Here is a 21,919-nt window from a genome sequence, read left to right as displayed (position 1 = left end):
TTCCCACCCTATATCTGCTCGACGACTTCCATCTCGAAAGCCAGTTTGTTTCCTGCTTTTTCCACTTTCGTTATCCTGAACGTCGTTCCGCGCTGGATAATCGTTTCATCTTCATACCCGAAAAACGCCTGTGGCTTCTTTCCGTCCCATTTGCGTTTCTGGCCCGCGCCAAAATGGCTGAACGGCTCGGCATACATCATCTTTGTCCCCTTGGGGCAGTAGATGCGGAAAATATAGCCACCAAACCCCTGTCCCTTGGCGCTCCCGCAGGAGGCAAAGGCATGCTCGATTTTGGGGTCTTTTTTCAAGGCGGTTTCCAATTTTTTCAGCGGCCATTTTTTCAGCGCTTCTACCGGAACGCCAAGAAAGCTGGCCGCACCTTCCGCCGTCTCGACGCCACGCTGCAGCCAGATGTCCCGGTCATAGGTCGACTTGTCGATAAGGTCGGTCATGTGCTTGATGGCGGCTCCGCGCCCCTCGTTGTTCAGGTCGACCTTTCCCACGCCCTTGAAGTTCCCCCAGTAACCGTCATGGCCGCGAAGGGGACGATTGAATCCGCCAGAACCGCGCGTATACTCATAAATGGCGTCTTTCTGGGCCTTGGTCGCATTGCGCCATACCTCGCCGCATCGCTCTCGTAAAACGCTGTCGGCTTCCTCCGCCGTTTGCGCCCAAACAGCGGCAGCCTTCCGCTCCTCGGAATAGGGATTAGGATTTTCCTTACCACCGTTTTTGAGCTTGGACAAGGATTGTTGAATATTTTTTTGCTTCTCTTGCAAAGCATATAGCTTTTGCCCTTGCGCATCGAACTCTTCCAGGTCCTGCAGCAATCCTTTGAACTTTGCGACATCCTCCGGCGTCAGGTTTCCAAGGGCAAGTTTGTCCTTAAAATAGGCGGACTTTGCCAGTATGCTGCCGGACTTTGCCTTCCAGTCCGTCGTGGTGACATCCGTCTGCCATATCCCGCTGTAGGTCTTTACGGGGAAATCACCGATCTGCTGTTCCAGTTTTTTCAGCTGGTTTTTCAGCTTCTTCTGGGCAGCCTGCTTTTTCTTTTTTTCGAGCAGGGCCTGCAGCTCTGCCTTTTTCTCTTCCAGGCCGGGAACGGCCTGCGGGTCATTACCCGCCTTGATGAGTTCATCGATGGAGGCAATGTCCGCCTCCAGTTTTTTCTGTGTCACCGGTTCTTTTTTCGGTACCGGCGGGGCCGTGCCCTCAAGACCATGTTTTTTCAGGTTCAGCCCGGATTCGGCCCAGTCCTTGCCGGGATTGTTCCGAAAACCCTTGTCCGGGCCGGGGAAATGGACAAAGTATTCCATCCCGGTCTTGGGATCGGTCCAGACCCCTGCCTGGGGCATTTCCTTTTCCACCGGAAGGCCCAGCGTATCGACCTGGCGCTGTGACAGGGTACGCACGCCACAGCGGCAGCGGAAACCGTTGGGCGGGTAATGCGTCGCCCAGAACTCGTGATCCGCCGGATAAACTTTCCCGTCCAGGATGGCGTGCGAGGGGCGCACCCGCCGGTCCATGACGGCCAGGTATTGCCAATAAGGGCGGGATGCCTTCACCGCCTGCATTTTTTTGTAGCGCCCGGCGGCATAGGCCGTTTGCAGATTGGTACGGAAGATGTTTTCGATCCGGTAATCGTGCCAGCCCTGCGTCTGGATGGCGGTCATGATCCGGGTCTTGAAATCCGCCAGCGTCTCCCCGTTCTTCAGGGCGTCTTCCAGGCCATCGCTCACCAGCTGGACAAGGTCATGATGCGCCAGACCGGTAACATAGAAAGCCCGGTGCTTGGCGCTTTCCCCCAGCGCCTGCGCCTCGGCATCCGTGAGCTTGGCCCGCCATTTCCAGAACTCGACGGCCGCGTCAGGGGGGACCCCCTCGGCGATAACCTCCGGGGCTGGCAGGTCAAAAGGCTTTTTCTTAGGCATTGCCGTCCTCCGCCTCTTCGGCGGCCACGGCCGTAGCGCCGTATCCCGCCGCAGCCGTCATGGCGCGGGCCAGAAAACTCTCCAGCGCGTCCGGTGTCATGGACGGAGCCAGCAATTCCACCAGGGCATCCTGCAGATCGTCATAGCTGGCGGCCTTGCGGACGGCATTCTCAACTCTCGTGACAAATTCGGCGCTGGCCTTGAGCGCCCCCGGCAGCATTTTGGCAATGGCCGTATCGAGGGTGGCTTGCGCCTTTTCCGCCAGCGGCTTGCGCCCGGACGGGGCCGCGAAGTTTGCAATGCCTCCCGGTTGCGGGGCGTCTACGGTGAACTCGCTTTCCTTGAGGCCGTAATTTTCCTTGAAATGCTCCGCCGTAAAACGCACGCCGATCTCGACCAGCTTTTTGTCCAGATCGGCCCGCGTATTCAGGTCTTCGGGCTCGTCATAAGCGGCCAGTGGGGCCAGCACGCCAGGCCCGGCGTTGACCTGGGCATACAGCCATGCGATCTCGTTCCAGGCGTCCACGACCATCGCCTTGTCGGCATCGGCCAGGTCTTCCGCCACGGAACGGTGGGTCTCCGCAGCAGCCAGGCTGTTGGCCCCTTCCATCTCTACCGTTAGGGTCTGACCCATGAGAATCTTGCTGATGGCTCTGTCCTGCCTGGCAAGGAAGTCCTCATGCAGCGCTCCCTGCGTCTGTCCGGCGCTCTCCAGCTTCACATTGGCCCCGTGCGGGATGACGGCCACGGCGTCCTGCACCATGCGGGCAAGGTCCCGCGCCATGTCCTGCTTTTCCAGTCGTTCGGCCTTGGCCGGGGCCTCTCCGACCACCCACGGCAAACCGTGCCGCTCCACAAACTTGGCATAAAAACGCAGTCCGCCGCGCTTGAAGGCCACGGGCCAGAGGCAACGGGACAGCAAGCGCAGACCGTAGGGATTGTCGTAGGTGGCATGGTGCTGGACAAAGACGAACTTCCCCGCTGGCAGCGGCACCGGCTGTGCGGCGATACCACCGTAGACCCCCACGAAGGTCGGGCGGTTTTCGTTATCAAAGCGGAACCAGCGGGGAGGCCGGGGCACAATGTCCACCAGGTGCCACCAGTTGTTGCCGGGCCGCCAGATCAGTTCCAGCGGGATGAAACCAAAGAAGGGAGCGTCCAGGATGCCGGAAATGACGGTGCGCAGGTTGGTCCGCTCCAGGTCCTGTACAAAACGGCGGTACAGCTCCTCGGCTTCCGGGGTGGCCGTGCCGCCGTCCGGCGCTCCCGCCCGAAGCGTGAAGTCCGGGCAGTTGAGCACGCGGTTTTTTCGGGATAGCATGGCCGTGGTCACCTGGTCGTCCGCCGACAGGTCATCCAGCACGGTGGCGTCTTCGCCCCGCTTGCGTAGCACCGGATCGGGGTCCGGCAAGGTATTCAGCCACCCTTCCAGCTCGCCCAGGGTGACGCCCGCGTTCTGGCGTGTGGCCAGCTGTGTGGTCAGCTCCGCAGCGCTGAAAGAAAGAAAGGTGCCGTCCGGCAAAAAAAGCCCGTCCGCCATAGCAAAAGACCTCCATTTTCCCGTCATGGTGACAGAAAAACGGAGGTCTTGCCCGGAAAGGGCGCGGGCTGTGCAGGCAATTCACCACCCCCGGAAGTCCATTCCCGGTAATGTCACGCCCGCATACTCCCACGGCTCCGCCGCGCCCAGTTCCTTGCGGGCATCCAGCATCATGGCGCAGGCCACCGCGCTGTCGCCGTGCCGACCGCCGGTCTTGTCTTTGGTGCGCTGCTCCGGCACACGGGCCACGCCCTTGACCACGCGCAGGCTGCGGAAATCCGAAAGGATGCCCGCGTCCCTGGGCAGAAGCAGCGTCCTGTCTTCTATCCCGGCCTTCAGGAGCGGCATGGTCTCCCTGTACCAGGCTTCGGAGATCATGACCTCCCGGACCTGTTCCGGCCCGTACTGCTGCCGTGCGGCTTCCGCCAGGGCGCTGCCGTTGCCCCGTGCGTCCAGAGAGACACCGGCAAAGCGTGGCAGGGCGTCCAGGATGGCGAACAGGATTTGCTGCTGGGTACGGTGCGGGCAGTTGCGCAGCTCAAGGACGAAAGGCGGCACCAGGCGCAAATCCCGCTCTTCCGTGGCGGGCCAGAAAACGGAAAGGTCGCCGCTGCGTCCGAAGTCCACGCCGCAGAAATGCGCCTGGTCAACCGGCAGGCTGGCCAGCAGCGGCGCAAGATGCTCCGCGATCCAGCCCCTGGTGTATGTCTCGGCCACGGGCAGCGGCCAGTCCACAAAGTCGTCGGCTGGTGGCGTCCAGGTCAGCACCGGCGTGTCCCCCATGCAGGCTTCGATCATGGTCGCGGTCAGGTAGGCACCGCTGGAGCGGTTGGGGATGCAGAACAATTCCTCGTCAGCCCCGTCGCCGTAGTCCGCGATGATACCGGCCCGCCATGCCTCCTCGGCCTCCCGTGACCAGACACGGGGGGGATTGGCACGCTTGCAGATGGTCTTGAACAAGCCGTCGGCAATGGCGTCGTCCAGGGTGGTACGATGCAGGCTGTAGTTGCGCTCTCCGGAGCGGATTTCCTTGAGCAGCTCGTTGAAGGGATTTTCTTCCCCGTTGTGCGTGGACAGGATGGAGACACTGCCGCCCCACATAAGCAGGGCAAAGGCCGCCTTCATAAGCTCCGGCAAATCGTCCACAAAGGCCGCCTCGTCGATGATGACGCGCCCTTGTTTGGAACGAAGGGAGCGGGCTTCGGAAGGCAAGCCCCACACATTGAAGCCGGAGGCAAAGCGGATGCGGTAGACGGTGATGTCCCTGTCCTCGTCACGCAGGACGAGTTCCTCGGACTTTTCCGCCAGCACATTGAGCGTCTTGGCCCAGAAGGCGCAGTCACGGATGAAGGTCTGGGTCATTTCCTTGTTGTAGGAAAGGTAAAAGGTATCCTGCCCCCCGGCTTCCCGGCTTTTGGCCGCTTCCATGACGGACTGGAACGCCTCGCAGTACGAGGCCCCGATACGACGGCTCTTTTCCCAGACGCGCACGCGGGCCGTGTCCGCCACCCAGCGGCGCTGGTAGGGCAAGAGGATATTGGCCACGCTCATCTATTCCCCCGTGATGCCCAGCGCCTGGTAGATGTCCTGGGCCATATTGCCGGACAAGCCGCGTTTTCTGCTCTCTTCCGCTTCGGATTCCTTGGGCAGGCTGGTTTCCAGTTCCGCCACCAGGTCAAGGCAGCGTTTTATATCCTGGACAGTGGCCGTGCTGATTTTTTCGGGATCGGCAAGGGCCGTGCCCAGCTTGCGCTCCACGGCCTCGCGCAAGGCGGCAACGGCATCCGCCCGTGTGACGATCTTGCGCCGGGCCAGGCTGGCGGCGTGGGGAATCTTTCCGGCGGTGGCCAGCTCCTGCCGCTTCAAGGCAAGCGATTCCAGACTGGACACGGCAAAGGCCATCGAGGCGGCTTCCTTGGCATCAGTCGTGGCCAGGAGCTGTTCAAGGGCCTTCTGTCGTCCCTTGATGATGTTAACGCGGATCTCGCTTTCCGCCTGCGCTATCTCTTCCCGGCGACGCGCCCAGGAGTATTTTTGTCCCCAGCTTTTGAGCGTAGTCGCCGAGACGCCCGTGGCCTCGGCCACGGCGGCATAACTCAGGCGGTCAACGCAGTAGAGTTCCTGCGCCCGCCACAGGACATCCGTCGGGTATTCCCTGCCCATAGCGTGCCCCTAGAGGCCAAGGTTGCGTTCCAGGACCTCGATCTTGCGAATCACGCCCCGCAGCTCCTGCACGCGCTCGTTGATCTTGATGCCCAGGGCCATGACGTATTCACCGTCGATGTCTTCCGGGTCCCCAACCAGAGGCAGAGCGTGCCGGATGGAATCACAATGGCTGGTGATTTCCGCAGCGATGATTTTACGCCGGGTCCGCAGTTCCTCCCGCTGGCCCATTTCTTCCAGTCGGCTCATCTGTTCCTCGCTTCTATGATGGTGGATAGGTGCTCCATTGCCCGTGTGTTGTTCACGACCAACGTCTGGAGCGTGTCGTTCATGCGCTCGTAATTTTTTACCAGCGTGACGTTCTTCCGGTAAAATTCCGCCGTTTCTTCGTGCTTTTCGCTTACTTCCTGCAGGATGGCCTCATGCTTTTCACTGATGGTGCGCAGGGCCTCCTGGGTGTCCTTCCGGTACGCCGCCAGCACCCGCTCGATGCGCTTGCCGTGCCGGTAATCCAGGATGAACACCAGTGCCACGGCCATCGCGGGAATGGAGGCAAGGAACAGGAGGATGCCGGGAACCCCCAGCGCGAACAGCGATTCTATCAGCGGCAATGCGGCCGTGAGGGCAGCGTTCAGTTCATTTCCCATGATTTCCTCGCGCCTGATAACAGCGCAGGGCGGCGTCCAGGCCTCCAATATAGGCTCTGAGAGCGTCGTCCCGCGCCAGCAGGCGAGCTATATTTTCAGGGCTGTCCAGCGGTTCCGCAGCGTCCAGCTCCGGCAGGATGGGTACGGATGGGGCCGGGCAGTCAGGCAAGGTGAGAATGGGCGGGACGGATGCCTGACGGCCACAGCCGCTACAGAGGACGATTGAGACGAGCAACAGCACGGCGGCGTGTTTCATCGTCCACTACCCTGGCCTGTTCGGCGGTAGTCCTGGCACGGGGCCTGGCCTGCCGCACGATGGCGTCACGCTCCGCCGCGTCCCGCTGCGCCTGCGCCTCCCGCGCCAGGCAGCGCCGGGCATTTTCTGCCTGGGCCTCGGCGTTCGCCCGGTATGCCTCAGCCGCCGCTTTCCAGTAATCCCGTTCAGTGGCTGTGGCGGCATGATGCAGCCTTTCCGTGTCCAGCGCGCCCTTGGTAAGCAAGAGCGCGTAGGAAACAGCCACCAGCGCGAACACGGTCCCTATGCCGATCAGCCGGAGCATCATGTCCGTGCCTCCTCTTCAATGCCCCGACCCCAGCCGGCCTTGATATACGCCCGCTGCCGCTCCTTCAGGATGCGGCGTGGATACTGGCGGTTTTCGGCAAAGGCGGCCCGTCCGCGTCCGGCGTTCACGTTTTCCACGGAGTCAAACCACACCCGGTCATCCAGACCCAGGGCACGCGCCTTTTTGCGGTCGCGGTTCACCCAGCCCAGTCCTCCGTTATAGGCGGACAGGGTAAAGGCCATGCGTTCAAAGTCGTCATGACCGGCCACACGGTCCCACAGCCATTTGTCATAGACACAGAGCGCCCGCAGGCTCCAGCCGGGATTGAACGGCGCGGGCTTGCCTGTTTCCGGTGCCACGGAGGGCAGCCAGCGGGCCGTGGCGGGCATGAACTGCGCCAGCCCCTGCGCCCCCGCATGCGATACGGTGTCGTTGCGCCACCAGCTTTCGGTGTGAACCTGCGCAGCGAAAACGGCCACCGGTGCGTCCAGGCCCCAGGTGGCGTGGGCCGCCCGGACGAGCGTTGCCCGGTACTGCTGCGCCGCGCGGGGGATCGTCACCTCAGCGGCGTGGGCCGAAGCGCCTGCAAAAAACACCGTCATCGTCAGGACGAAAGCCCGGATTTTTGCGCCCGACAAGGAAGGCAAGCGTTTTGCCGGGGGAATGGACACAGGCGTCCATGACCCCGAAAAAGCACGCCGCCTGACGTTGTATGGCAGGACAAGACGGGCTTTCATCACAGCCCCAGCGCCACGGCGATGACAAAAGCCGCGATAATGACGGCCCGGCGCGTCAGAGCCGCGCAGAAAGGCCCGTGATAACCAGTGGCGATGGGAAAGTCCGGCTGACCGTCTTCCCCCGTGGCCTCCGGGTCTTCCCGCCAGTCCTTGTCCAGATAGGAAGACGGCAGCGCATAGGGAAACGCCAGAAAGTCAAAGACCATGCCCGCGATGGCCGCCACCACGACCAGGGCCAGCTTGTAGGCCACCACCGGTCCCTGGGCGGGAGAAAAGAACAGCAGGGCCGACAGCAGGACGATACCGCACAGGATGAACAGGGCCAGAAGATACCGGGGATTACAAAGGAATTTCATTGTCACGTCACTCCATCCGCGCCGGGTTGATGGCCCCGCCGGGAACAGGCCCCGGCGGGTCAAAAGGAGAGCGACGGACCGGCGCGAAAGCGGCCCGCCATGACCAACATGCCATGACGGGCCGCCATGCGCCCGGAAAGGACGCGAACAGTGCGAACTTTTTTACTCGTCAAAGTCCCCGCGCAGCTCTTTTACTTCCTTGGATCTGACGCGCACGGGATTCTCCTTGAGCCGGACAAGTTTGCCTTCCGCAATATAGTCGTAGATGGTCCGCTCGGAAACATTCAGGCAGTAGGCGGCCTGCCGGACGTTCAGCAGGTCATGCCTCTCGACCATCTCCTGAGGGGTCAGTGTGTACGGCCTGACTGGGGGCACACCAGGATAACGGATAGGCAGGGGCAGCGGAAATCCGGCGGGACGTTTCAGGGTGCAGTGATCCGCACAGCCGATGCAGCAAAAAACGTCGTCGCGCACAAACCAGAATGGTTTGCGTCGTCCGCGCAGAAAATGGGGGCAGCCCAGCCTTTCGTAAACGCTGCGGTCAGGTTCGGCATCATACGGACGCCAGCCCTCACGGGTCAGTGTCACGATTTCCTGTATGCGTGTTCTGGACATAGCAACCCCCTAAAACAGCCTGGAAAAAAGTTCCTTCCCTTCGCGTTCCGTCTGGGCGCGGCACGCTGCGCACTCTCTCCGGTCCAGGCGGCGGCAGTGGGCACAGCGTATTTCCTGCAGGGCCGCCGTCAAATCTTCACCCGTCACTCTTGGCATGGGGGCAGCCGTATTGCTTTCGGGGACGGCTCCGGACAAGGCCGCCCGGATTTTTGCCACCTGCGTGTCGATCCTGCCCGGATACGTTCCGGCCAGCACCATATACACCGTGGCCCGCTTCAGTTCGGGATGCGCACGGCAAAAGGCGTGGACGGACACATACGACGCAAGAATCCTCGCCCGTAGGCTGCCGGCATCGCTATTCACCGCCCCCGCCTTCGGCTTTTTGCCTTTTCTCGAAAGCCTTTTCCCTGCGCTGCAGGTCAGACAACAGGGTGGAAATCTGTTCCCCGTTCTGCATCCAGACGAACAGCTCCACACCAAAGGCCCGCTTACAGCGAGTGTTCAGACTGGTCATGGAATAGCCCAGCTTGCGCCAGATAGCCAGGATTTGCCGTTTCTCGGAGGCAAAGGGCATGGAATCCGTGATCTCGATCCAGTCCGGCCTGCCATGTGCCGTCACGCGGCGGTTATGGCTCCTGGCGGGCGCGGTATAGGTCACCCCGTGGCTTTCGGCAAAAAGTTGCACCAGCCGGGACAGCTGGTGGATGGTCATGTCCTTGCGGCTTTCCACCCCGAACTCGGACCGCAGCAGAGCGCGGAAGGCCTCCTCGTCCATGTTAGGGAGCTGTTTGCGGGCAATCTCGACCTTGCGGTACAGGCCCAGGCGCATTGTGTGCTTATCCACGGCCACGACGTTGCTCCTTGGCTATGGTGACATCATCCACGGGAACAAATTGCACTTTTCCGTCCAGGCTTACCCCCACAAGCCAGATACCTTCATATCCCAGCACGGGCGGCGTTCTGGTCCAGGTCCCGTAATAGTGGGGCCAGCCGTCTACCTCCCGGCGGACGGTAACACGCGAGGGATAGGGAATATCCGGGGCCGGGGCCGGGGGCTCCAGGTTACAGAAGGCGTATTGCGCTGCAAGGCGGGCCAGACCGTCCTGGTCAAAAAAACGTGGTCTGCCGTCATCCGTATCCAGCCAGCGCCGGGCAAGGCGTACTCGATAGCAGCCTTCCGGCCCGCCGTGTAGCGGAGCCGGAGAAAGCTCCATCTTAACGCGCGTTTCCCCGGCGCGAACGCTGACGGACCCCGAAAATTTCCTTTTATCCTGTACCACGACTTACCCCCGGCGGACCTTGGCCAGCAGCAGGGCATTCAGCTTGCGGGCCAACCGCAGACGCTCGGCCTTTTCCCCTAGATCACACTCGGCTTTGGCTACGGCCTTGCGCAACTCCAGAAGCTCCGCTTCATATTTTTCACGGGCTAACATGGCGTCGGCCTGACCGGCGTCGGCCAACAGGTCGCCAATATACTCCAAGCGAACCTTGCCATTTTTTTTCACCCGTACCTGACCACGCTCGGTTACGGTCAGTATCACGCCCGTGGGGCTTTTGACCTCGCCGCGACGGTTGATGCCATAGCCCGGAAATGCCGGTATCGTGTAGAATGTCTCCATATCCTGCCTCACCCGTGCTTTACCCGGTCGGCTTCTTCCGCCCGTTTGGCATTGTTGAAGCGGTCCAAAGTTCCGACCAGGTACCCTGTAATCCGGCGCACCCGCTCAAAGCCGACGCCCTCACCTATGAAAATCTTTCCATCCCGTTCCGAATGGGGGAGACGTTGATCCACAATGCCTTCCTGCATTTATTTCACCTTAAAAATTCTCAGTTGGCCCTTGGCGGGGGTAAATGCCATCCATTCTATGCCGGTAACCGGCCAGTACCAGCAGCGGTGATGCTGAACATACGCCTGCACTTCAGGTGGCGTTTTCCCCAGGTACGGGCGGCCAAACCGAATTTTTCCGGCGTATCCGCCACGCGGCAGGTCAGACGTGCCGCAAAAGATTACCGCATCTTTTTTTTCCTTTCTGGTCATACCGACCGATATGTGCAGGCAAAGCCATTTGTTCCAGTACATTTCAGGCAGAGGCCATAAGCGGTACTCAACCGTCTTCTGCCGCCTTAGCAGCAACTCCGCCCAAGGCTGTCGGACAGAAATTGCATATTCCGGGAGGCACGTTGATTTTATTATCTGCACCGGCATGGCTACTTCCTTCGGCTGCTCTTCAGGCCGGGGCCGCCACACCCCGGCGACGCCCCCTCACGGGGGCGTTTCGCTTGAGGCTATTCTTCATCCGGGGCCGTTTCGTTGTCGCCCCGCAGCCATGCCAAAACATCCACAATCCCCTGTTCATAGCTCATGCCGGGATAGTGGGTACTTTCGTCAATGCCTTCCACAGCCCAATTTTCCACGCGGGCAATCTCGGTTTCAGTTCTTACAACTTGCATGGACAGATCTCCTTTGGGTGTATTCAGAACAACGAAAGTTGCTCTATTTTTGTCCCTATTTTTGTGTCAGTTTTGACACGCACGGCGTTTCCGCTCTATTCCTTCAGGGCCTCTTTCAGCGCCGATCCGGGCACAAACACGGCCCGCCGCCCGGCCGGGATGGACACCGGTTCACCGGTACGCGGATTCCGCCCCTGACGCGCCGCCGTGGTGCGCACCTTCAGCTTGCCCAGCCCTAGCAGCGGGACTTCACCGCCGCCCAGCAACTCTGCGGCGGCCACATCGCCCATCGCCGCCAGCGTGGCCTCCACCATGACGGTGGACACGTCCCTGTCGGGATGGGCCGCACGCAGGGAGTCTGCCACGGCTTTGAGAAATTCATACTTCGTCATACGTTGCTCCTTACTATGTGATGAGGTTACGGGTCACGGCCTCTACCGTCTCTCGTGGGTAGCCGCTGCGCAGCAGAATGGAGCGGGCCTCGCGGGCAATGTCGGCGCTGATCCGCCTGCGCTCATGCTTTCCCGCATTCTTCCAGTCCGTGCGTGATGCCAGTTCCGGCAAATCTTCCGGGATCGCGGAGGACCGGCAAAGAAGGACCTCCGCGAACCGCATCCCCAGCGTCTCCAGTTCTTTCTTGGTCAGCTTGTACGCCATTCGTCTTTCTACCCGTTGTCGGGCACGTCCTCCTTGCTGATTTCAATGAAGAACGTATCGCTTTGTTGCCGCTTCAGACCGACCAGCTCCAGACGTTCATCTGGCCAGCCCATAGCTGCGTCCCTGTTGATTTCCTCCTTAACGCGGATACCCTCGGTCAGATGGTACTGGTGCAGGCGGTCCAGCGTCATTTCAGCCGTCACACCGCGCATCTGGACGATCTTCGTGCTGGCCCGGAAGCCGATGACCCCGAAGCCCATGTCCAGACTTTTGCTTTTCGCGAACAGGTCCTGCCGGTTCAGCTTGGCAAAGACCGCCACGGCGTCCGAGAGTTCCTTACGCCGGGCCTGCAGCGGTCCGGCAAGCTGGCTGGCTTTGGACTTGGCCGTATCGACAGCTTCCCGCATGTCGTTTTCGATGGTGGAGAGCTTGCGATCCAGTGCGGCCATTTCCGCCAGCGCCCCTTCGCACTGCGCACGGTCCGCTATGATGTAGGGGTCGGGCTTGATGCGGGCCATTACCGCCCCTCCCCCGCCATACCGACGGCGAGCAGCCCGGACAGCCTGATGTTTTGCGCGACAAGCCGCAGGGCAGCTTGGGGAAGAATGATTTCCATCCTCTCTGCGGACAAATCCATTTCCGCCGTAGGCAGGCCATTTTCCAGTGCCCGTGCCTGTTCGGCTGCGGCGGAAAGATTCCCGCAGCAACGCGACACCAGCGCCTTCAGGTCCTTGTCCTGGATGCGCGCCGCAGCGCCCTCAAGCACAACGCCAATGGACGTGAGTTCCTCTTCCAGCATGACTATTCCTCCGTTATCTGATTGTTTTCATTCATCGGGCGGCTGAACCGTGCCTGCAGGACATTGCAGGCTTCCAGGATGCCGTGCGCCGTTTTTTTGGCGTAAGGGTCCGCACAGAGCATGAGCCGTGCGATGGTGGCCGCCGCCGCGCGTTCTCGTGCAAACGGGTCTGTTTCCCTCACCGGCGGGTACGGTGTTTCCGGGTGCATGTCTGCTTTGGTAGTGCTTCTCCAGATGACGGCATTCCGCTCATCTTTTCCCGCCGGGGCAATGAATCCCTCCTCGGCCAGCCAGTTGCAGTAACGAAGCGCCCGCGTGTAGGACACGCGCGTCATCAGGGCGCATTCCGATATGGACCATCCGGGCTTTGCCTTGCGAACGAAACGCCAAAGAACTTCCGCGCATTTTGATTCACGCGGGCGACGCGCGAAGTCGTAAACAAAAAGGCCGCGTTCCACCCTTCTGACTTCCCCGTGGCGGCACATATTGTTTATGTGCTTACGGACCACATCCTGTTCCGCGACTTCTTTCAGTCCGAGAGCCTCATAAACAAGGCTGTGCGAAACTTCCTTGCCGCCTTCTCCAAGGGCCATCATGGCATTACGGACCATGTCTTTTGTGACTGTCTGCCGTGCTTCCATATCTCCTCCTACTTGCGCCGCCACGAACGGGCGGAAAAGGCCGTGTCCAGCATCTTCTGGTCCACGGCAAAGCTCCCGGAGGCCTTGGCGGAACGCTCCAGCAAGAGACACATGTTGCGTACCAGCCGGAAGTCGCCTTCCGTCTTCTGGGCGATCTCCGTGGACAGGCTCAACGGAAGGTCCAGACCTGCGGCCTGCTGGGCGTACAAGGCGATTTCCGCAGGGCTGACCGGGCCGAACTCCACCTCATAGGCGATGCGCGACCAGATACGGCGGCGTTCATGGAGCAGGCCAAAAATCCCTTCCTCCCCGATGAGGACAACGGGCGCACCCGTCATCTCGTGGATGTCCCGCAGGTCTTCGATACGGTCGATGCGCAGGCGGTCGGCCTCGTCGATAAAGATGGGCTTGGGTTCGGCCTCCAGAAGCTGCACCACAAGCTCCTTGCAGCGGTTGCCCGTATGCCGGGGCATGTCCATATTCTTGCCGCGCACCTCAAACAACAGGCGCTGCAGAAAAGCGGTCTGGCTCCAGCCCTGCCAGACGCGGACGTAGGCCCCGCCCCGCTGGTAGTGATAGCGGTCGGCCGCAACGCTCTTGCCGCGTCCGGCCTGCCCGTAGGCAAGGACAAACCCGGACAGCATCCTGTCCGCACCGGCCACCTCGTCCACCGCGCTGTCAAAGCGGATCATGGCGTCGGTCTCGATGATAACTTCGCGCATTGTTTTCTCCTCTAGGCTGACTGAACGGCCTGCCCGCGCTGGCGTGTGTACATGTCACGCAGCGCGTCGTAGCGCCGCTTCAGGTAGCGTTCATATTCAGGGGTGGCTTCATAGCCTTCCATCCATGCGGCATCGGCTGGCACCAGCTCCACGCCCCGCTCATATCGGGTCGAGAACAGGTAGGCGTAGCGTTCCTGCGAGTCCTTCCATCGCTTGAGGTCGGATGGCGTGTAGTCCGGAGCGGCGTCCATCGCCTTGCGGGCGGCTTCTTTGGCAGCCGCAAGAGCTGCTTCCGCTTCCGGCGTGACCACCGGGGCCTTCGGCAGGGGGATGACACGCGGTGTGGCCACACGCGGCGTCTCCGCCGTGAGGGCAGTCATGCGTGCCCGCGTTTCCGGCAGAACGACGTCCTGCAACAGGCTGCGCATGGTCGCCGCGCTGCTCTTTTCCTGCCGCTTCTTGAGTTCCAGAGCGGCGCGCAGCTCGGCTTCCTGTTCCGGGGTGCCGAGGATGGCGGCGGCCGGGTGCAGGCCATACGCGATGCCGTGGCGTTCCCGGTCCAGTGCCCGGCAGATGAAATCCCCGTCCAGCGTGTAGACAAGGACGGAATCCGGGCTGAAATGCTCGTCATACCGCACGAGTACCGGGTGACGCCGGGACGCCAGCCGTTCATGCCAGAACAGGCGGCCATTGAGCCGGAAACCGTCCTTCGTGATGGTGCGGACCTCTTTCTGCATCATAAGCAGGGTCAGTCGCTGCTCGTCCTGGGGGGAAAGTCCCTCACCGCGTCCGTCCTGAAAGACCTGCGCGGGCGTCTTGCCATGCAGGTGGGTACGGAGCTGCGGCCTGTTCTCGTACTCGGCGAACCAGCGGGCGACCTGCGCATGGGTCTCTTCCAGCGTCAGGGGACGGCCGCCGAGCTTGTCATACAGGCGACGGTGCAGCTCCTCCCCGCGCTTCATGCGTGCGGGCTTGTGGGCAATATCGTTGCCCGTGTACGAAGGCATCCACACTTCCAGTTCGTGCATGGTGCCGAAAAAGCGTTCAATGGGCTTGGACTGGCCGTGATACGGCCACGCATGGATGACCTCGCAACCGAGGTCGCGGTACAGGCCAAGGAAACCCGCCTGTTCAAAGTCAGGACAGCCCTTGAAAAACTTGGCGCGGAAGGCCCGTCCGTTGTCCAGATAGACGACGCGGGGGAACTTCCCCAGCATGATGCAGGTCCGACGGAACGCGGCGGAAATGCTGGCCGTGTTTTCCGTGGGCATGATCTCCCAGCCCAGCGGATGATTGCTGGCACCGTCGTAGAACAACACGAGGGTCATGCGTTTGGCCTTCCCCGTTTCAGGGTTCAGCGTCTCGAAATTGAGCGTATGGCCGTCGGCGATGACGACATCCCCCACACCGACAAGGCTCCAGTCGCGCAGCAGGGAGATGGCGCACTTGTCGTTCCATGCCTTTTTCCCTTCCCGGAACAGCGTCCACTCGTCGAAGCACTCCGACGTGTACCGGGTCACGAAACGGCGGATCGTCGGCTCGGAGGGGATGTACAGGCCCTCGGCCATAAACTTCTTTTGTACTTCCCGGACACACTGGCTGATATTGGGCGCGTTGGGGTTGAGGATATGGCCGAGAATGACCATCTGGTGGCGCTCGGTCAGCGCGGTGCGCCCACGGTGGGCGACGCCGCGCTTGTCCGCCAGAGCCAGCACACTGCCTGCACGTTCCTGCTCCAGCTTCCACCGTTCCAGCGTCTGCCATGACACCGGCCCGACTTCCTCAAGGAGCTTGGGCCATGCCCCCGCCTTGTAGGCGGTGACGAAGGCATCCTTTTGTGCTCTGGTGGCACCGAACTTGCGCTGCCAGGCGAGGTACTGGCGGACGAGGTCCGCCTTGGCCAGAGCCTTGTAACGACGGCTATCGTCCATGATGGCCGTGGTCGTGGTCATAGGAAGGACAGGGCGGCGTTCGGAGCATACAGCGGCGGCGTGCTTTTCCTCTGCCGTGCGTATGGCCAGCCGCGTTTCTTCCGGCATGGAAGCAACAAGCCACTCCTTGCCACCGCCACGACCGGCACGCTTGCGAAATTGCCAGTTTTCACGGCTGGCACGAAACAATACGGCCCTATCTGTCAGAGACAAGAATTTAGCTAATTCAAGCGCGCTATATGCTTCCTTGAGCGCCATACATCCCCCTCTAGGCTACGCTTGCGGTCCGCCGAGGATCGAACAACAGCCGTTCAGGCACACCAAAAGAACGAAGGGCATCCAGAACTCTCGGACTATGCCGATAACCATTCATTGTTGCGGAGACCGTTTGCCGGGTGACACCAGCGGCCTCGGCAACATCCACGAAATTGACCCCCTTATTATCGAGAATGCGTTGTATTTCTCTTTTGGAGTCGGCCCGCTTCCGCCCGTAGGGTGCCAGCTTGCTCATCACTCCCCTCCATTTGCGCGTATTTTCTTGGCGTTGATAAAAAATAGGCGGCCTGCTATGGCTTTCGGGATGGCTTACTTGTCCCGTCATTTGTCAACCGCCTACAACGCCTTTCTATAAATTTTAGCTAAAAAATACAAGCAAAAAGTTATTTCAGAGTTCAAAAAAATAACATTTTAGCTATCTATACGAAAAATATAGCTTTTAGGCATGTGGGCATTTCGACGTTTGCTTCGGAGTTCAGCGATGGAATGTTCGAAATCATTTGAGGAAAAATTCGCACGGATATGCCAGGTCACCCACACGGATAAGGACGCCGCATTAGCTAAAATCTTGGGCATCAAGGCACCGTCCGTGGCGGCGGCCAAAAAGAGGCAGCAAATCCCTACGGGATGGGTCGAAAAAATCGCGCTCCAATATGGCGTCTCCGCTGATTGGATCTTCTTTGGGCGCGGCCCCATGACGATCATAGAGGCCGAGGGGGTGCCCCCCGATGAGGCCAGCAGGCCACAACCCAGCCATATAGCCCCACGCATCGATCAGCTTGAGCGTGAGCTGGAGTTAGAGAGAGGCGAGCGTAGGGAGCTAGCGGCAGAGAACCGCAGGCTCTATCAGGAAAAGGAGGTCCTTTTACGGGAGAAGGCAGACGTGCTGCGAGAAAATGGTCTGCTGCGAGAAAAGATCGCGCGCCTGGAAGGGGAACTCGGCAGAGGCCCTTCTCTTTTTGACGAGCATCACAATACCCGCCCCAGTGAAGATGGCCCCCTCCGTCCCAGGGGGTAAGTCCCTGCGCCGCAGTGGGTAGAGTTCGCTGCGCCGCAGTGGGTAGAGTTCCCTGCGGCTCCCCCAAAAAAAAGGCCACGGATGTGTCATAATCGGCACTCCGTGGCTTTTTTTCATTCTCATCTTGCGTGACGGCCTATCCAAAAAGCCCCACGCCATTCTCAAACCTTTCTGACGCGCCATTTTTCGGCTCTGTCAAGCGCCAGACCCGCGTCAGTCAAGGAAAAGTCAACCATTCGTCAGGCTCCCCCCGCTATATTCCCCATTCTCATCTATCGTGACCCCCTATACTCTCCGTACAATCCGGCGCTGCGAACATAGATGTCCGTCGTGGTGGCACGGCTATGCCCCTGTGGGCTGTCACACAACGTGAAAATTTCCGTCACGAAAATTGAGAACGGCGCTCGACACTTTTTCGCTACTGGCACAGTACGCAGGGATTTCTCCCAAAATCAGCAGGCTAACGCCATAAAAATACGGCACTGCGCCCGTAATGACACTGCATTGTAAGCCTTGAACCTGTTAACGTCCTGTCAGCATCTCTTGTTCTTTGGGATAGCGTGCACCGATGATGGTGATTTGATCCAGGCGATGACGGATCTTATCCAATTCGGTCTGGGAGAAGGAGATATCGACAGCGCCAAGATTATCCTCAAGGCGCTTGATGGTTTTTGTGCCGGGAATAGGAACAATCCATGATTTTTGTGCCAGCAGCCAGGCTAATGCGATACGGGCTGGCGAAGTAAGCTTGCTTGCCGCTATTTCTTGCACAAGTTCCGCTATGGCCACATTATGTTTGAGATTTTGAGAGCTGAACCGCGGGATGGTACTGCGAAAATCATCGGAACTGAATGTCGAATCTTTGTTGAATCGTCCGGCAAGCATTCCTTTTCCCAGAGGGCTGAACGGCACAAAGCCGATACCCAGTTCTTCCAGTACGGGCAGGAGCTCTTTCTCCGGTTCCCGATACCACATGGAGTATTCGCTCTGTACGGCGGTTAGCGGACAGACGGCATGAGCACGTCGCACTGTTTGGGCACAGGCTTCCGAAAGGCCCCAGCCTCGTATTTTTCCTTCCTTGATGAGATCGGCCATAGTACCGGCGACTTCTTCAATGGGCGTGTCCGGGTCGACCCGATGCTGGTAATAAAGATCGATGTAATCCGTATGCAGCCTTTTGAGTGAGCCTTCCAGGGCCTTTCGGATATGCGCGGGACGACTGGAAAGCGTCACGGGTCTGTTGTGGGCGTCATTGCGGCCATGATCGAAGTCAAAGCCGAATTTGGTGGCGATAACTACCTGCTGCCTGCAGGGGCGCAGGGCTTCTCCAAGCAGGGATTCATTGCTGAAAGGTCCGTAGGCTTCCGCCGTGTCGAAGAAGGTGACGCCCTTGTCCACGGCATTCCTGATAAGGGCAATGGATTCCTGTGCGGGAAGATACGGCGGATAGCTTTGCGTCAGTCCCATGCATCCGTAGCCGATGGCTGACACTTCCAAAGCACGGCTGCCCAGTGATCTGTGTTTCATCATCCATTCCTTTGATAAACAGTCCCTGCCTTGAGGCGGCTGCCCGGATTACAGACAGTTTGCCCGTTACCTGCCTGACGGTGTATTGCGCTTGTCTCTGAGTTCGACAGGCACGGCTTCCAGAAGAATGCGGTCAGTGATCATGTCCCTGGTGATGTGGAAATACTTCTGAAAATGAGGGGTGTCGCGATGGGCCTGATAGGCCGCATCATCAACATACATTTCAAAGAACGTCATCTTCGTCGGGTCATTCGTATCGGCTGCGGCATAAATGGCGATGACGCCGGGCTCCACGCGCAGCGCGGCTTCCATTTCTTCCTTCACGGCGTCCAGGAAGGCAAAAAGATGGTCTTCTCTGATCTGCAGGTGCGCGATGCGGATGGAAGACACCTGCGCATCCTTCGTGGCGTCGGCGTAGTCGGCGGGGGTATTGTACCTGTCCCGAAGCTCGACGGGCACGAGTTCCAGAAGCACACGACCGGTGAGCATGTCTTTGGTGGTGCGGAAATATTTCTGGAAGTGGGGCGTATCGCGGTGGATCTGATAGGCGTTTTCATCTGCGTACATTTCAAAGAAGACCATCTGGGCCGGATTGTTCGTATCGGCAGCGGCATAAATGGCGATAACACCTGGCTCCACACGCAGTGCTGCCTCCATTTCTTCTTTGACGGATGCCGTGAAGGCGGGGAGCTGATCCTGCTTGATCTGCAGGTGCGCCATACGGATGGATGCCGGCTCCCCGGCACGGACCTGTTCTGCGGTAAGGCAGAGGGCAAGGATTGCCAGGGCTGCGAAGCGGATGAAGGAGCGCAGCTTCATGATATATCCTCGTGGCGGAACGGACCCTTACGATTCGTGCTGTAGGGTATCCCGTAGAAAAAAGATGTTGTTCTGCTCCGGTACGGATCAGGAATGTTTTTTCCCGGACAGAAGGATGCCGCCGACGCCAACATTGTCCAGGGCATTTTCTTTAAGAAAAACATAGAAGGAATCTTTGGGCATGTTCATGATTCGTGCCGCAGATTCCGTGAACTCTTTGACCAATTGTTTCTTCTGCTCCTTATTCAAGGAAGCAGCTTCAAGGGTGATGACGGGCATCCGTTTTCTCCAGAAAGCAATAAAATAATGGGGGACAGGCTCATTCCAGGAGCTTTTGCCGCAGCCGGGTATCCCGTGCCTTCAATATCCTTGCGGGCAAGAACATGTTTTGCCAGAACCACGCCCTGATCCTCCCGGGAAAGATATGGCGGAAGGGCTTTCTCTCCTGTGCCATGTCCATATTCCACCCGGTATCGCTTCCGCGGGCAACAAACATTGCTGATTTCATGTGCTGTTTTCTCAAGGCTTCACGCTGCGGCATCATGCGGCCGATGACGGCTTTCAGCAGCTCCGGTCATGGCGGCAAGCCCCATCATGAGACAACAGCGCAGGACGATGATGCATGGTGCCTTTTTCATGTTTTCTCCTTCCGTGAGAGGGATCGCATATCTTTATATACTGGCCAGTTCCTGCTCACAAAAGAGCTGTTCATACCAAAAAATTGCCTATTCTTGTCTGTAGATTTTCCAAAAGACGACACCCCTGATAGAACAGGCGCTCGTATTCCCAAAGGAAACCATCTTCAGGCAACGGAAGGATTAAGGCGATGGTGCATGAGCGGACGGCAGCCAGGCCGGACCAAGCTTGACCCCGATGTCCACGGCTTCGATGCGGGGGGCACGGCTGTCAGGGCCCCGCATTGCCCAGAAAACGGCTTTCCGTTCTGGCGGTATCCTGCGCCAGTCGCAGCTTTTCCCGGACAGTGTGGTCAGATATGTGTCACGTAGCCCCGGAGTTCCGTCCCCGGATTGAAAATCAGCCCTGCCCTGCGATTCCGCCGTACCGGGACCAGCCGCTCACAGTGTCGCATTTGAGGGACACCACGGCACCCGCCACCAGCTCCCTGATCTCGGGCACAAGGTTACCACGGACGAATTCGGAGCATGACTCAGGAAGACGGCTGCGGAAGGGGCGACGGTGAGGTTGTTCACCTGACGGTAGCGGCAGAGGGTCCAAGGAGCTGTGCCATACGGGCAACGTCCACCTTGCCGCTTTTCCGCAAGGTGACAAGCGGCGCACCCTTGAGAGCGTCGGCATCCTGTGCCATTTCCGCCGCCTTGAGGACAGCGCATACCGGAAGATGGCCGCCTTTCGTACGGAAACCGGCCTGGCGCTCCTGCCGGTCTGCGGGACCTGTCCGGGGAAAGGCTGTGCCATACGCCATTCCCGGCGATTACGGCAGGGCATGTTCCGGCCCTTCCCGCATGAGGCGTGTGTTTGTATGGGAGCGGGTGACGATTCCCGTCACCCGCGCGCTGTTTCAGTTCTTATGTCCCTCTTCCCTGCCCCTGGGGATTTCCGCTCCTGGACGTTCTCCCTCACTCCCGCATGTCGCACAAATTCTGTACTTCCTTTTGGGAAAGGCTGGTATCACGCGTTATAAGCCTGTAGAGTTTTTCTTCTCCAAGCGCATTGACAAGCAGCATCCTGTCATCACTTTTTTTATCGAGGTAGCAGGGGATGTCAGAATTATCGACAAATATCTCTACTCGTTCTTCGGTCTCTTTGCTTGTCTTATAATGAAATCCGTATATTTTCTCTTTAGTTATCTTCATAAAAATGGAAGGCTTTTCTTCAAGCTGCCACCAGCCGCAAATATCAAAAGCGAATGCATTGAAGGGAATCATTACACAAAAAGCCAGCAGTACAAATATTTTCTTCATACTATTCCTCCAATCTTGATCCATAGGATATTTCAGTGCTATGCAACATTAAAGTCAATATATCGCACATGCCATCAAACAAGATTTGCATCATCCCATGCCATCCTTCTTTATACTCGAAATATTTACCGATGGAATATCTATCAAAAATATATTATCATTTCAAGAGTAAATATCATCGGCATAAAAACAGACTTTCATTCTAATATATTTCCATTGAGTGTCATCATCTTATTTTTCAGCTACTGAACAGAAAAGCAATATAACCACTCATCATAGCGCGCAATCCGGTTCTGGACATACCGGGAAATGCACCACGCGGATCAGCGGCTGCCCCGTCGCCTGTCCATCGTGCTCTTCCCATTCAGGGCATCGCTGTATAACAATCCCAGGAAAATACGGCGTGATTCCCCGCCCCGCCTTGTGCCCGCGCGGAGCGGAGCCATACCGGCAGGAGCGCCAATGTGGCCGATGCCGGTACGCGCCACTCCCTGCCGGACGTACAGGCCTCACCAGATGCTGCGGACCTTTTTCTCCGGGCAGCGGCAAACGCGCTGCAGCCCGGCTCTTCCCAGGAACC

Annotated in this window: 30 protein-coding genes and 1 other RNA gene; 1 reads left to right on the top strand and 30 read right to left on the bottom strand. The window is 59.1% G+C overall.

What is annotated here, in order from left to right; all coding sequences use genetic code 11:
* Nucleotides 1-8: 8 nt before the first annotated feature.
* The 25 genes from DESPIGER_RS02275 to DESPIGER_RS02150 form a co-directional block, all read right to left on the bottom strand.
* Nucleotides 9-1,934 (bottom strand): phage minor head protein, encoded by a 1,926-nt coding sequence (locus DESPIGER_RS02275; protein ID WP_072332526.1) that lies wholly within the window; start codon nucleotides 1,932-1,934, stop codon nucleotides 9-11.
* Nucleotides 1,927-3,474 carry a DUF935 domain-containing protein gene (locus DESPIGER_RS02270; RefSeq protein ID WP_072332524.1) on the bottom strand — a complete coding sequence of 516 codons (1,548 nt, stop codon included), beginning with the start codon at nucleotides 3,472-3,474 and terminating at the stop codon, nucleotides 1,927-1,929. The genes DESPIGER_RS02275 and DESPIGER_RS02270 overlap by 8 nt, the downstream gene beginning before the upstream one ends.
* A gap of 81 nt (nucleotides 3,475-3,555) precedes the next feature.
* Nucleotides 3,556-5,025, bottom strand: coding sequence for a hypothetical protein (locus DESPIGER_RS02265; protein WP_072332521.1), 1,470 nt, complete (start codon nucleotides 5,023-5,025; stop codon nucleotides 3,556-3,558).
* Nucleotides 5,026-5,637 carry a hypothetical protein gene (locus DESPIGER_RS02260; RefSeq protein WP_072332519.1) on the bottom strand — a complete coding sequence of 204 codons (612 nt, stop codon included), beginning with the start codon at nucleotides 5,635-5,637 and terminating at the stop codon, nucleotides 5,026-5,028.
* Between the two features lie 9 nt (nucleotides 5,638-5,646).
* Entirely contained in the window at nucleotides 5,647-5,886 is a 240-nt protein-coding gene (locus tag DESPIGER_RS02255; protein ID WP_072332516.1) for a hypothetical protein, read from the bottom strand.
* A complete protein-coding gene (locus DESPIGER_RS02250) occupies nucleotides 5,883-6,284 on the bottom strand; it encodes a transcriptional regulator (RefSeq protein ID WP_072332513.1) in 402 nt (133 codons plus the stop codon). The genes DESPIGER_RS02255 and DESPIGER_RS02250 overlap by 4 nt, the downstream gene beginning before the upstream one ends.
* Nucleotides 6,285-6,493: 209 nt before the next feature.
* Nucleotides 6,494-6,847, bottom strand: a complete 354-nt coding sequence (locus tag DESPIGER_RS02240; RefSeq protein ID WP_072332507.1) for a hypothetical protein — start codon at nucleotides 6,845-6,847, stop codon at nucleotides 6,494-6,496.
* On the bottom strand, nucleotides 6,844-7,449 hold the full coding sequence (locus tag DESPIGER_RS02235) for a transglycosylase SLT domain-containing protein (protein ID WP_083575254.1): 606 nt from the start codon (nucleotides 7,447-7,449) through the stop codon (nucleotides 6,844-6,846). The genes DESPIGER_RS02240 and DESPIGER_RS02235 overlap by 4 nt, the downstream gene beginning before the upstream one ends.
* A gap of 134 nt (nucleotides 7,450-7,583) precedes the next feature.
* The gene (locus DESPIGER_RS02230) at nucleotides 7,584-7,940 is read right to left on the bottom strand and encodes a putative holin (protein ID WP_072332501.1); all 357 of its coding nucleotides are present in this window, start codon (nucleotides 7,938-7,940) and stop codon (nucleotides 7,584-7,586) included.
* A 162-nt stretch (nucleotides 7,941-8,102) separates the two neighbouring features.
* Nucleotides 8,103-8,555, bottom strand: a complete 453-nt coding sequence (locus tag DESPIGER_RS02225; RefSeq protein WP_072332498.1) for a helix-turn-helix domain-containing protein — start codon at nucleotides 8,553-8,555, stop codon at nucleotides 8,103-8,105.
* Between the two features lie 355 nt (nucleotides 8,556-8,910).
* The gene (locus DESPIGER_RS02215) at nucleotides 8,911-9,399 is read right to left on the bottom strand and encodes a phage protein GemA/Gp16 family protein (protein WP_156831611.1); all 489 of its coding nucleotides are present in this window, start codon (nucleotides 9,397-9,399) and stop codon (nucleotides 8,911-8,913) included.
* On the bottom strand, nucleotides 9,392-9,769 hold the full coding sequence (locus tag DESPIGER_RS13245; protein ID WP_231927612.1) for a hypothetical protein: 378 nt from the start codon (nucleotides 9,767-9,769) through the stop codon (nucleotides 9,392-9,394). The genes DESPIGER_RS02215 and DESPIGER_RS13245 overlap by 8 nt, the downstream gene beginning before the upstream one ends.
* 69 nt (nucleotides 9,770-9,838) lie before the next feature.
* Nucleotides 9,839-10,174 (bottom strand): hypothetical protein, encoded by a 336-nt coding sequence (locus tag DESPIGER_RS02205; RefSeq protein WP_072332486.1) that lies wholly within the window; start codon nucleotides 10,172-10,174, stop codon nucleotides 9,839-9,841.
* 8 nt (nucleotides 10,175-10,182) lie between these two features.
* On the bottom strand, nucleotides 10,183-10,362 hold the full coding sequence (gene nrdD, locus DESPIGER_RS02200; RefSeq protein WP_072332483.1) for an anaerobic ribonucleoside-triphosphate reductase: 180 nt from the start codon (nucleotides 10,360-10,362) through the stop codon (nucleotides 10,183-10,185).
* On the bottom strand, nucleotides 10,363-10,593 hold the full coding sequence (locus tag DESPIGER_RS13240) for a hypothetical protein (protein ID WP_231927611.1): 231 nt from the start codon (nucleotides 10,591-10,593) through the stop codon (nucleotides 10,363-10,365). It abuts the gene before it with no gap.
* A 177-nt stretch (nucleotides 10,594-10,770) separates the two neighbouring features.
* Nucleotides 10,771-10,837, bottom strand: an RNA gene (locus DESPIGER_RS02190) — hammerhead ribozyme type II.
* 4 nt (nucleotides 10,838-10,841) lie between these two features.
* Nucleotides 10,842-11,006 (bottom strand): hypothetical protein, encoded by a 165-nt coding sequence (locus DESPIGER_RS12780; RefSeq protein ID WP_156831610.1) that lies wholly within the window; start codon nucleotides 11,004-11,006, stop codon nucleotides 10,842-10,844.
* A 95-nt stretch (nucleotides 11,007-11,101) separates the two neighbouring features.
* The gene (locus DESPIGER_RS02185) at nucleotides 11,102-11,398 is read right to left on the bottom strand and encodes an HU family DNA-binding protein (RefSeq protein WP_072332477.1); all 297 of its coding nucleotides are present in this window, start codon (nucleotides 11,396-11,398) and stop codon (nucleotides 11,102-11,104) included.
* Between the two features lie 13 nt (nucleotides 11,399-11,411).
* Nucleotides 11,412-11,663: a hypothetical protein gene (locus DESPIGER_RS02180; RefSeq protein ID WP_072332474.1), complete on the bottom strand. Its 252-nt coding sequence runs from the start codon at nucleotides 11,661-11,663 to the stop codon at nucleotides 11,412-11,414.
* A gap of 8 nt (nucleotides 11,664-11,671) precedes the next feature.
* Nucleotides 11,672-12,181 (bottom strand): host-nuclease inhibitor Gam family protein, encoded by a 510-nt coding sequence (locus DESPIGER_RS02175; RefSeq protein ID WP_072332471.1) that lies wholly within the window; start codon nucleotides 12,179-12,181, stop codon nucleotides 11,672-11,674.
* Complete coding sequence (locus tag DESPIGER_RS02170; protein ID WP_072332468.1) at nucleotides 12,181-12,462, bottom strand: hypothetical protein; 282 nt, start codon at nucleotides 12,460-12,462, stop codon at nucleotides 12,181-12,183. Before DESPIGER_RS02170 ends, DESPIGER_RS02175 begins: the two co-directional genes overlap by 1 nt.
* A gap of 2 nt (nucleotides 12,463-12,464) precedes the next feature.
* On the bottom strand, nucleotides 12,465-13,103 hold the full coding sequence (locus tag DESPIGER_RS02165; RefSeq protein ID WP_072332465.1) for a hypothetical protein: 639 nt from the start codon (nucleotides 13,101-13,103) through the stop codon (nucleotides 12,465-12,467).
* An 8-nt stretch (nucleotides 13,104-13,111) separates the two neighbouring features.
* On the bottom strand, nucleotides 13,112-13,825 hold the full coding sequence (locus DESPIGER_RS02160) for an AAA family ATPase (protein WP_072332462.1): 714 nt from the start codon (nucleotides 13,823-13,825) through the stop codon (nucleotides 13,112-13,114).
* Nucleotides 13,826-13,836: 11 nt separating this feature from the next.
* The gene (locus tag DESPIGER_RS02155; RefSeq protein WP_072332459.1) at nucleotides 13,837-16,014 is read right to left on the bottom strand and encodes a Mu transposase C-terminal domain-containing protein; all 2,178 of its coding nucleotides are present in this window, start codon (nucleotides 16,012-16,014) and stop codon (nucleotides 13,837-13,839) included.
* Nucleotides 16,015-16,024: 10 nt separating this feature from the next.
* The gene (locus DESPIGER_RS02150) at nucleotides 16,025-16,267 is read right to left on the bottom strand and encodes a helix-turn-helix domain-containing protein (protein WP_072332456.1); all 243 of its coding nucleotides are present in this window, start codon (nucleotides 16,265-16,267) and stop codon (nucleotides 16,025-16,027) included.
* Nucleotides 16,268-16,513: 246 nt separating this feature from the next.
* On the opposite strand from DESPIGER_RS02150, the gene DESPIGER_RS02145 reads away from it, so the two are divergent.
* A complete protein-coding gene (locus tag DESPIGER_RS02145; protein WP_072332453.1) occupies nucleotides 16,514-17,050 on the top strand; it encodes a helix-turn-helix domain-containing protein in 537 nt (178 codons plus the stop codon).
* A 522-nt stretch (nucleotides 17,051-17,572) separates the two neighbouring features.
* On the opposite strand, the gene DESPIGER_RS02140 is transcribed toward DESPIGER_RS02145, so the two are convergent.
* From DESPIGER_RS02140 to DESPIGER_RS02120, 5 genes are all read right to left on the bottom strand, one after another.
* Nucleotides 17,573-18,580, bottom strand: coding sequence for an aldo/keto reductase (locus DESPIGER_RS02140; RefSeq protein ID WP_231927610.1), 1,008 nt, complete (start codon nucleotides 18,578-18,580; stop codon nucleotides 17,573-17,575).
* A 63-nt stretch (nucleotides 18,581-18,643) separates the two neighbouring features.
* The gene (locus DESPIGER_RS13235) at nucleotides 18,644-19,396 is read right to left on the bottom strand and encodes a putative quinol monooxygenase (protein ID WP_072332447.1); all 753 of its coding nucleotides are present in this window, start codon (nucleotides 19,394-19,396) and stop codon (nucleotides 18,644-18,646) included.
* 87 nt (nucleotides 19,397-19,483) lie between these two features.
* Nucleotides 19,484-19,675: a 4-oxalocrotonate tautomerase DmpI gene (gene dmpI / locus DESPIGER_RS02130; RefSeq protein ID WP_072332444.1), complete on the bottom strand. Its 192-nt coding sequence runs from the start codon at nucleotides 19,673-19,675 to the stop codon at nucleotides 19,484-19,486.
* Nucleotides 19,676-19,715: 40 nt separating this feature from the next.
* Complete coding sequence (locus DESPIGER_RS13230; RefSeq protein WP_072332441.1) at nucleotides 19,716-19,940, bottom strand: hypothetical protein; 225 nt, start codon at nucleotides 19,938-19,940, stop codon at nucleotides 19,716-19,718.
* Between the two features lie 1,054 nt (nucleotides 19,941-20,994).
* Nucleotides 20,995-21,339, bottom strand: coding sequence for a hypothetical protein (locus tag DESPIGER_RS02120; protein ID WP_072332438.1), 345 nt, complete (start codon nucleotides 21,337-21,339; stop codon nucleotides 20,995-20,997).
* Nucleotides 21,340-21,919 lie beyond the last annotated feature (580 nt).

Origin of the sequence: Desulfovibrio piger (genome assembly GCF_900116045.1) — a bacterium.
Classification (GTDB): domain Bacteria; phylum Desulfobacterota; class Desulfovibrionia; order Desulfovibrionales; family Desulfovibrionaceae; genus Desulfovibrio; species Desulfovibrio piger_A.
The sequence above is the reverse complement of the archived record's forward strand: the minus strand, read 5'-3'. Positions and strand labels throughout refer to the sequence as shown.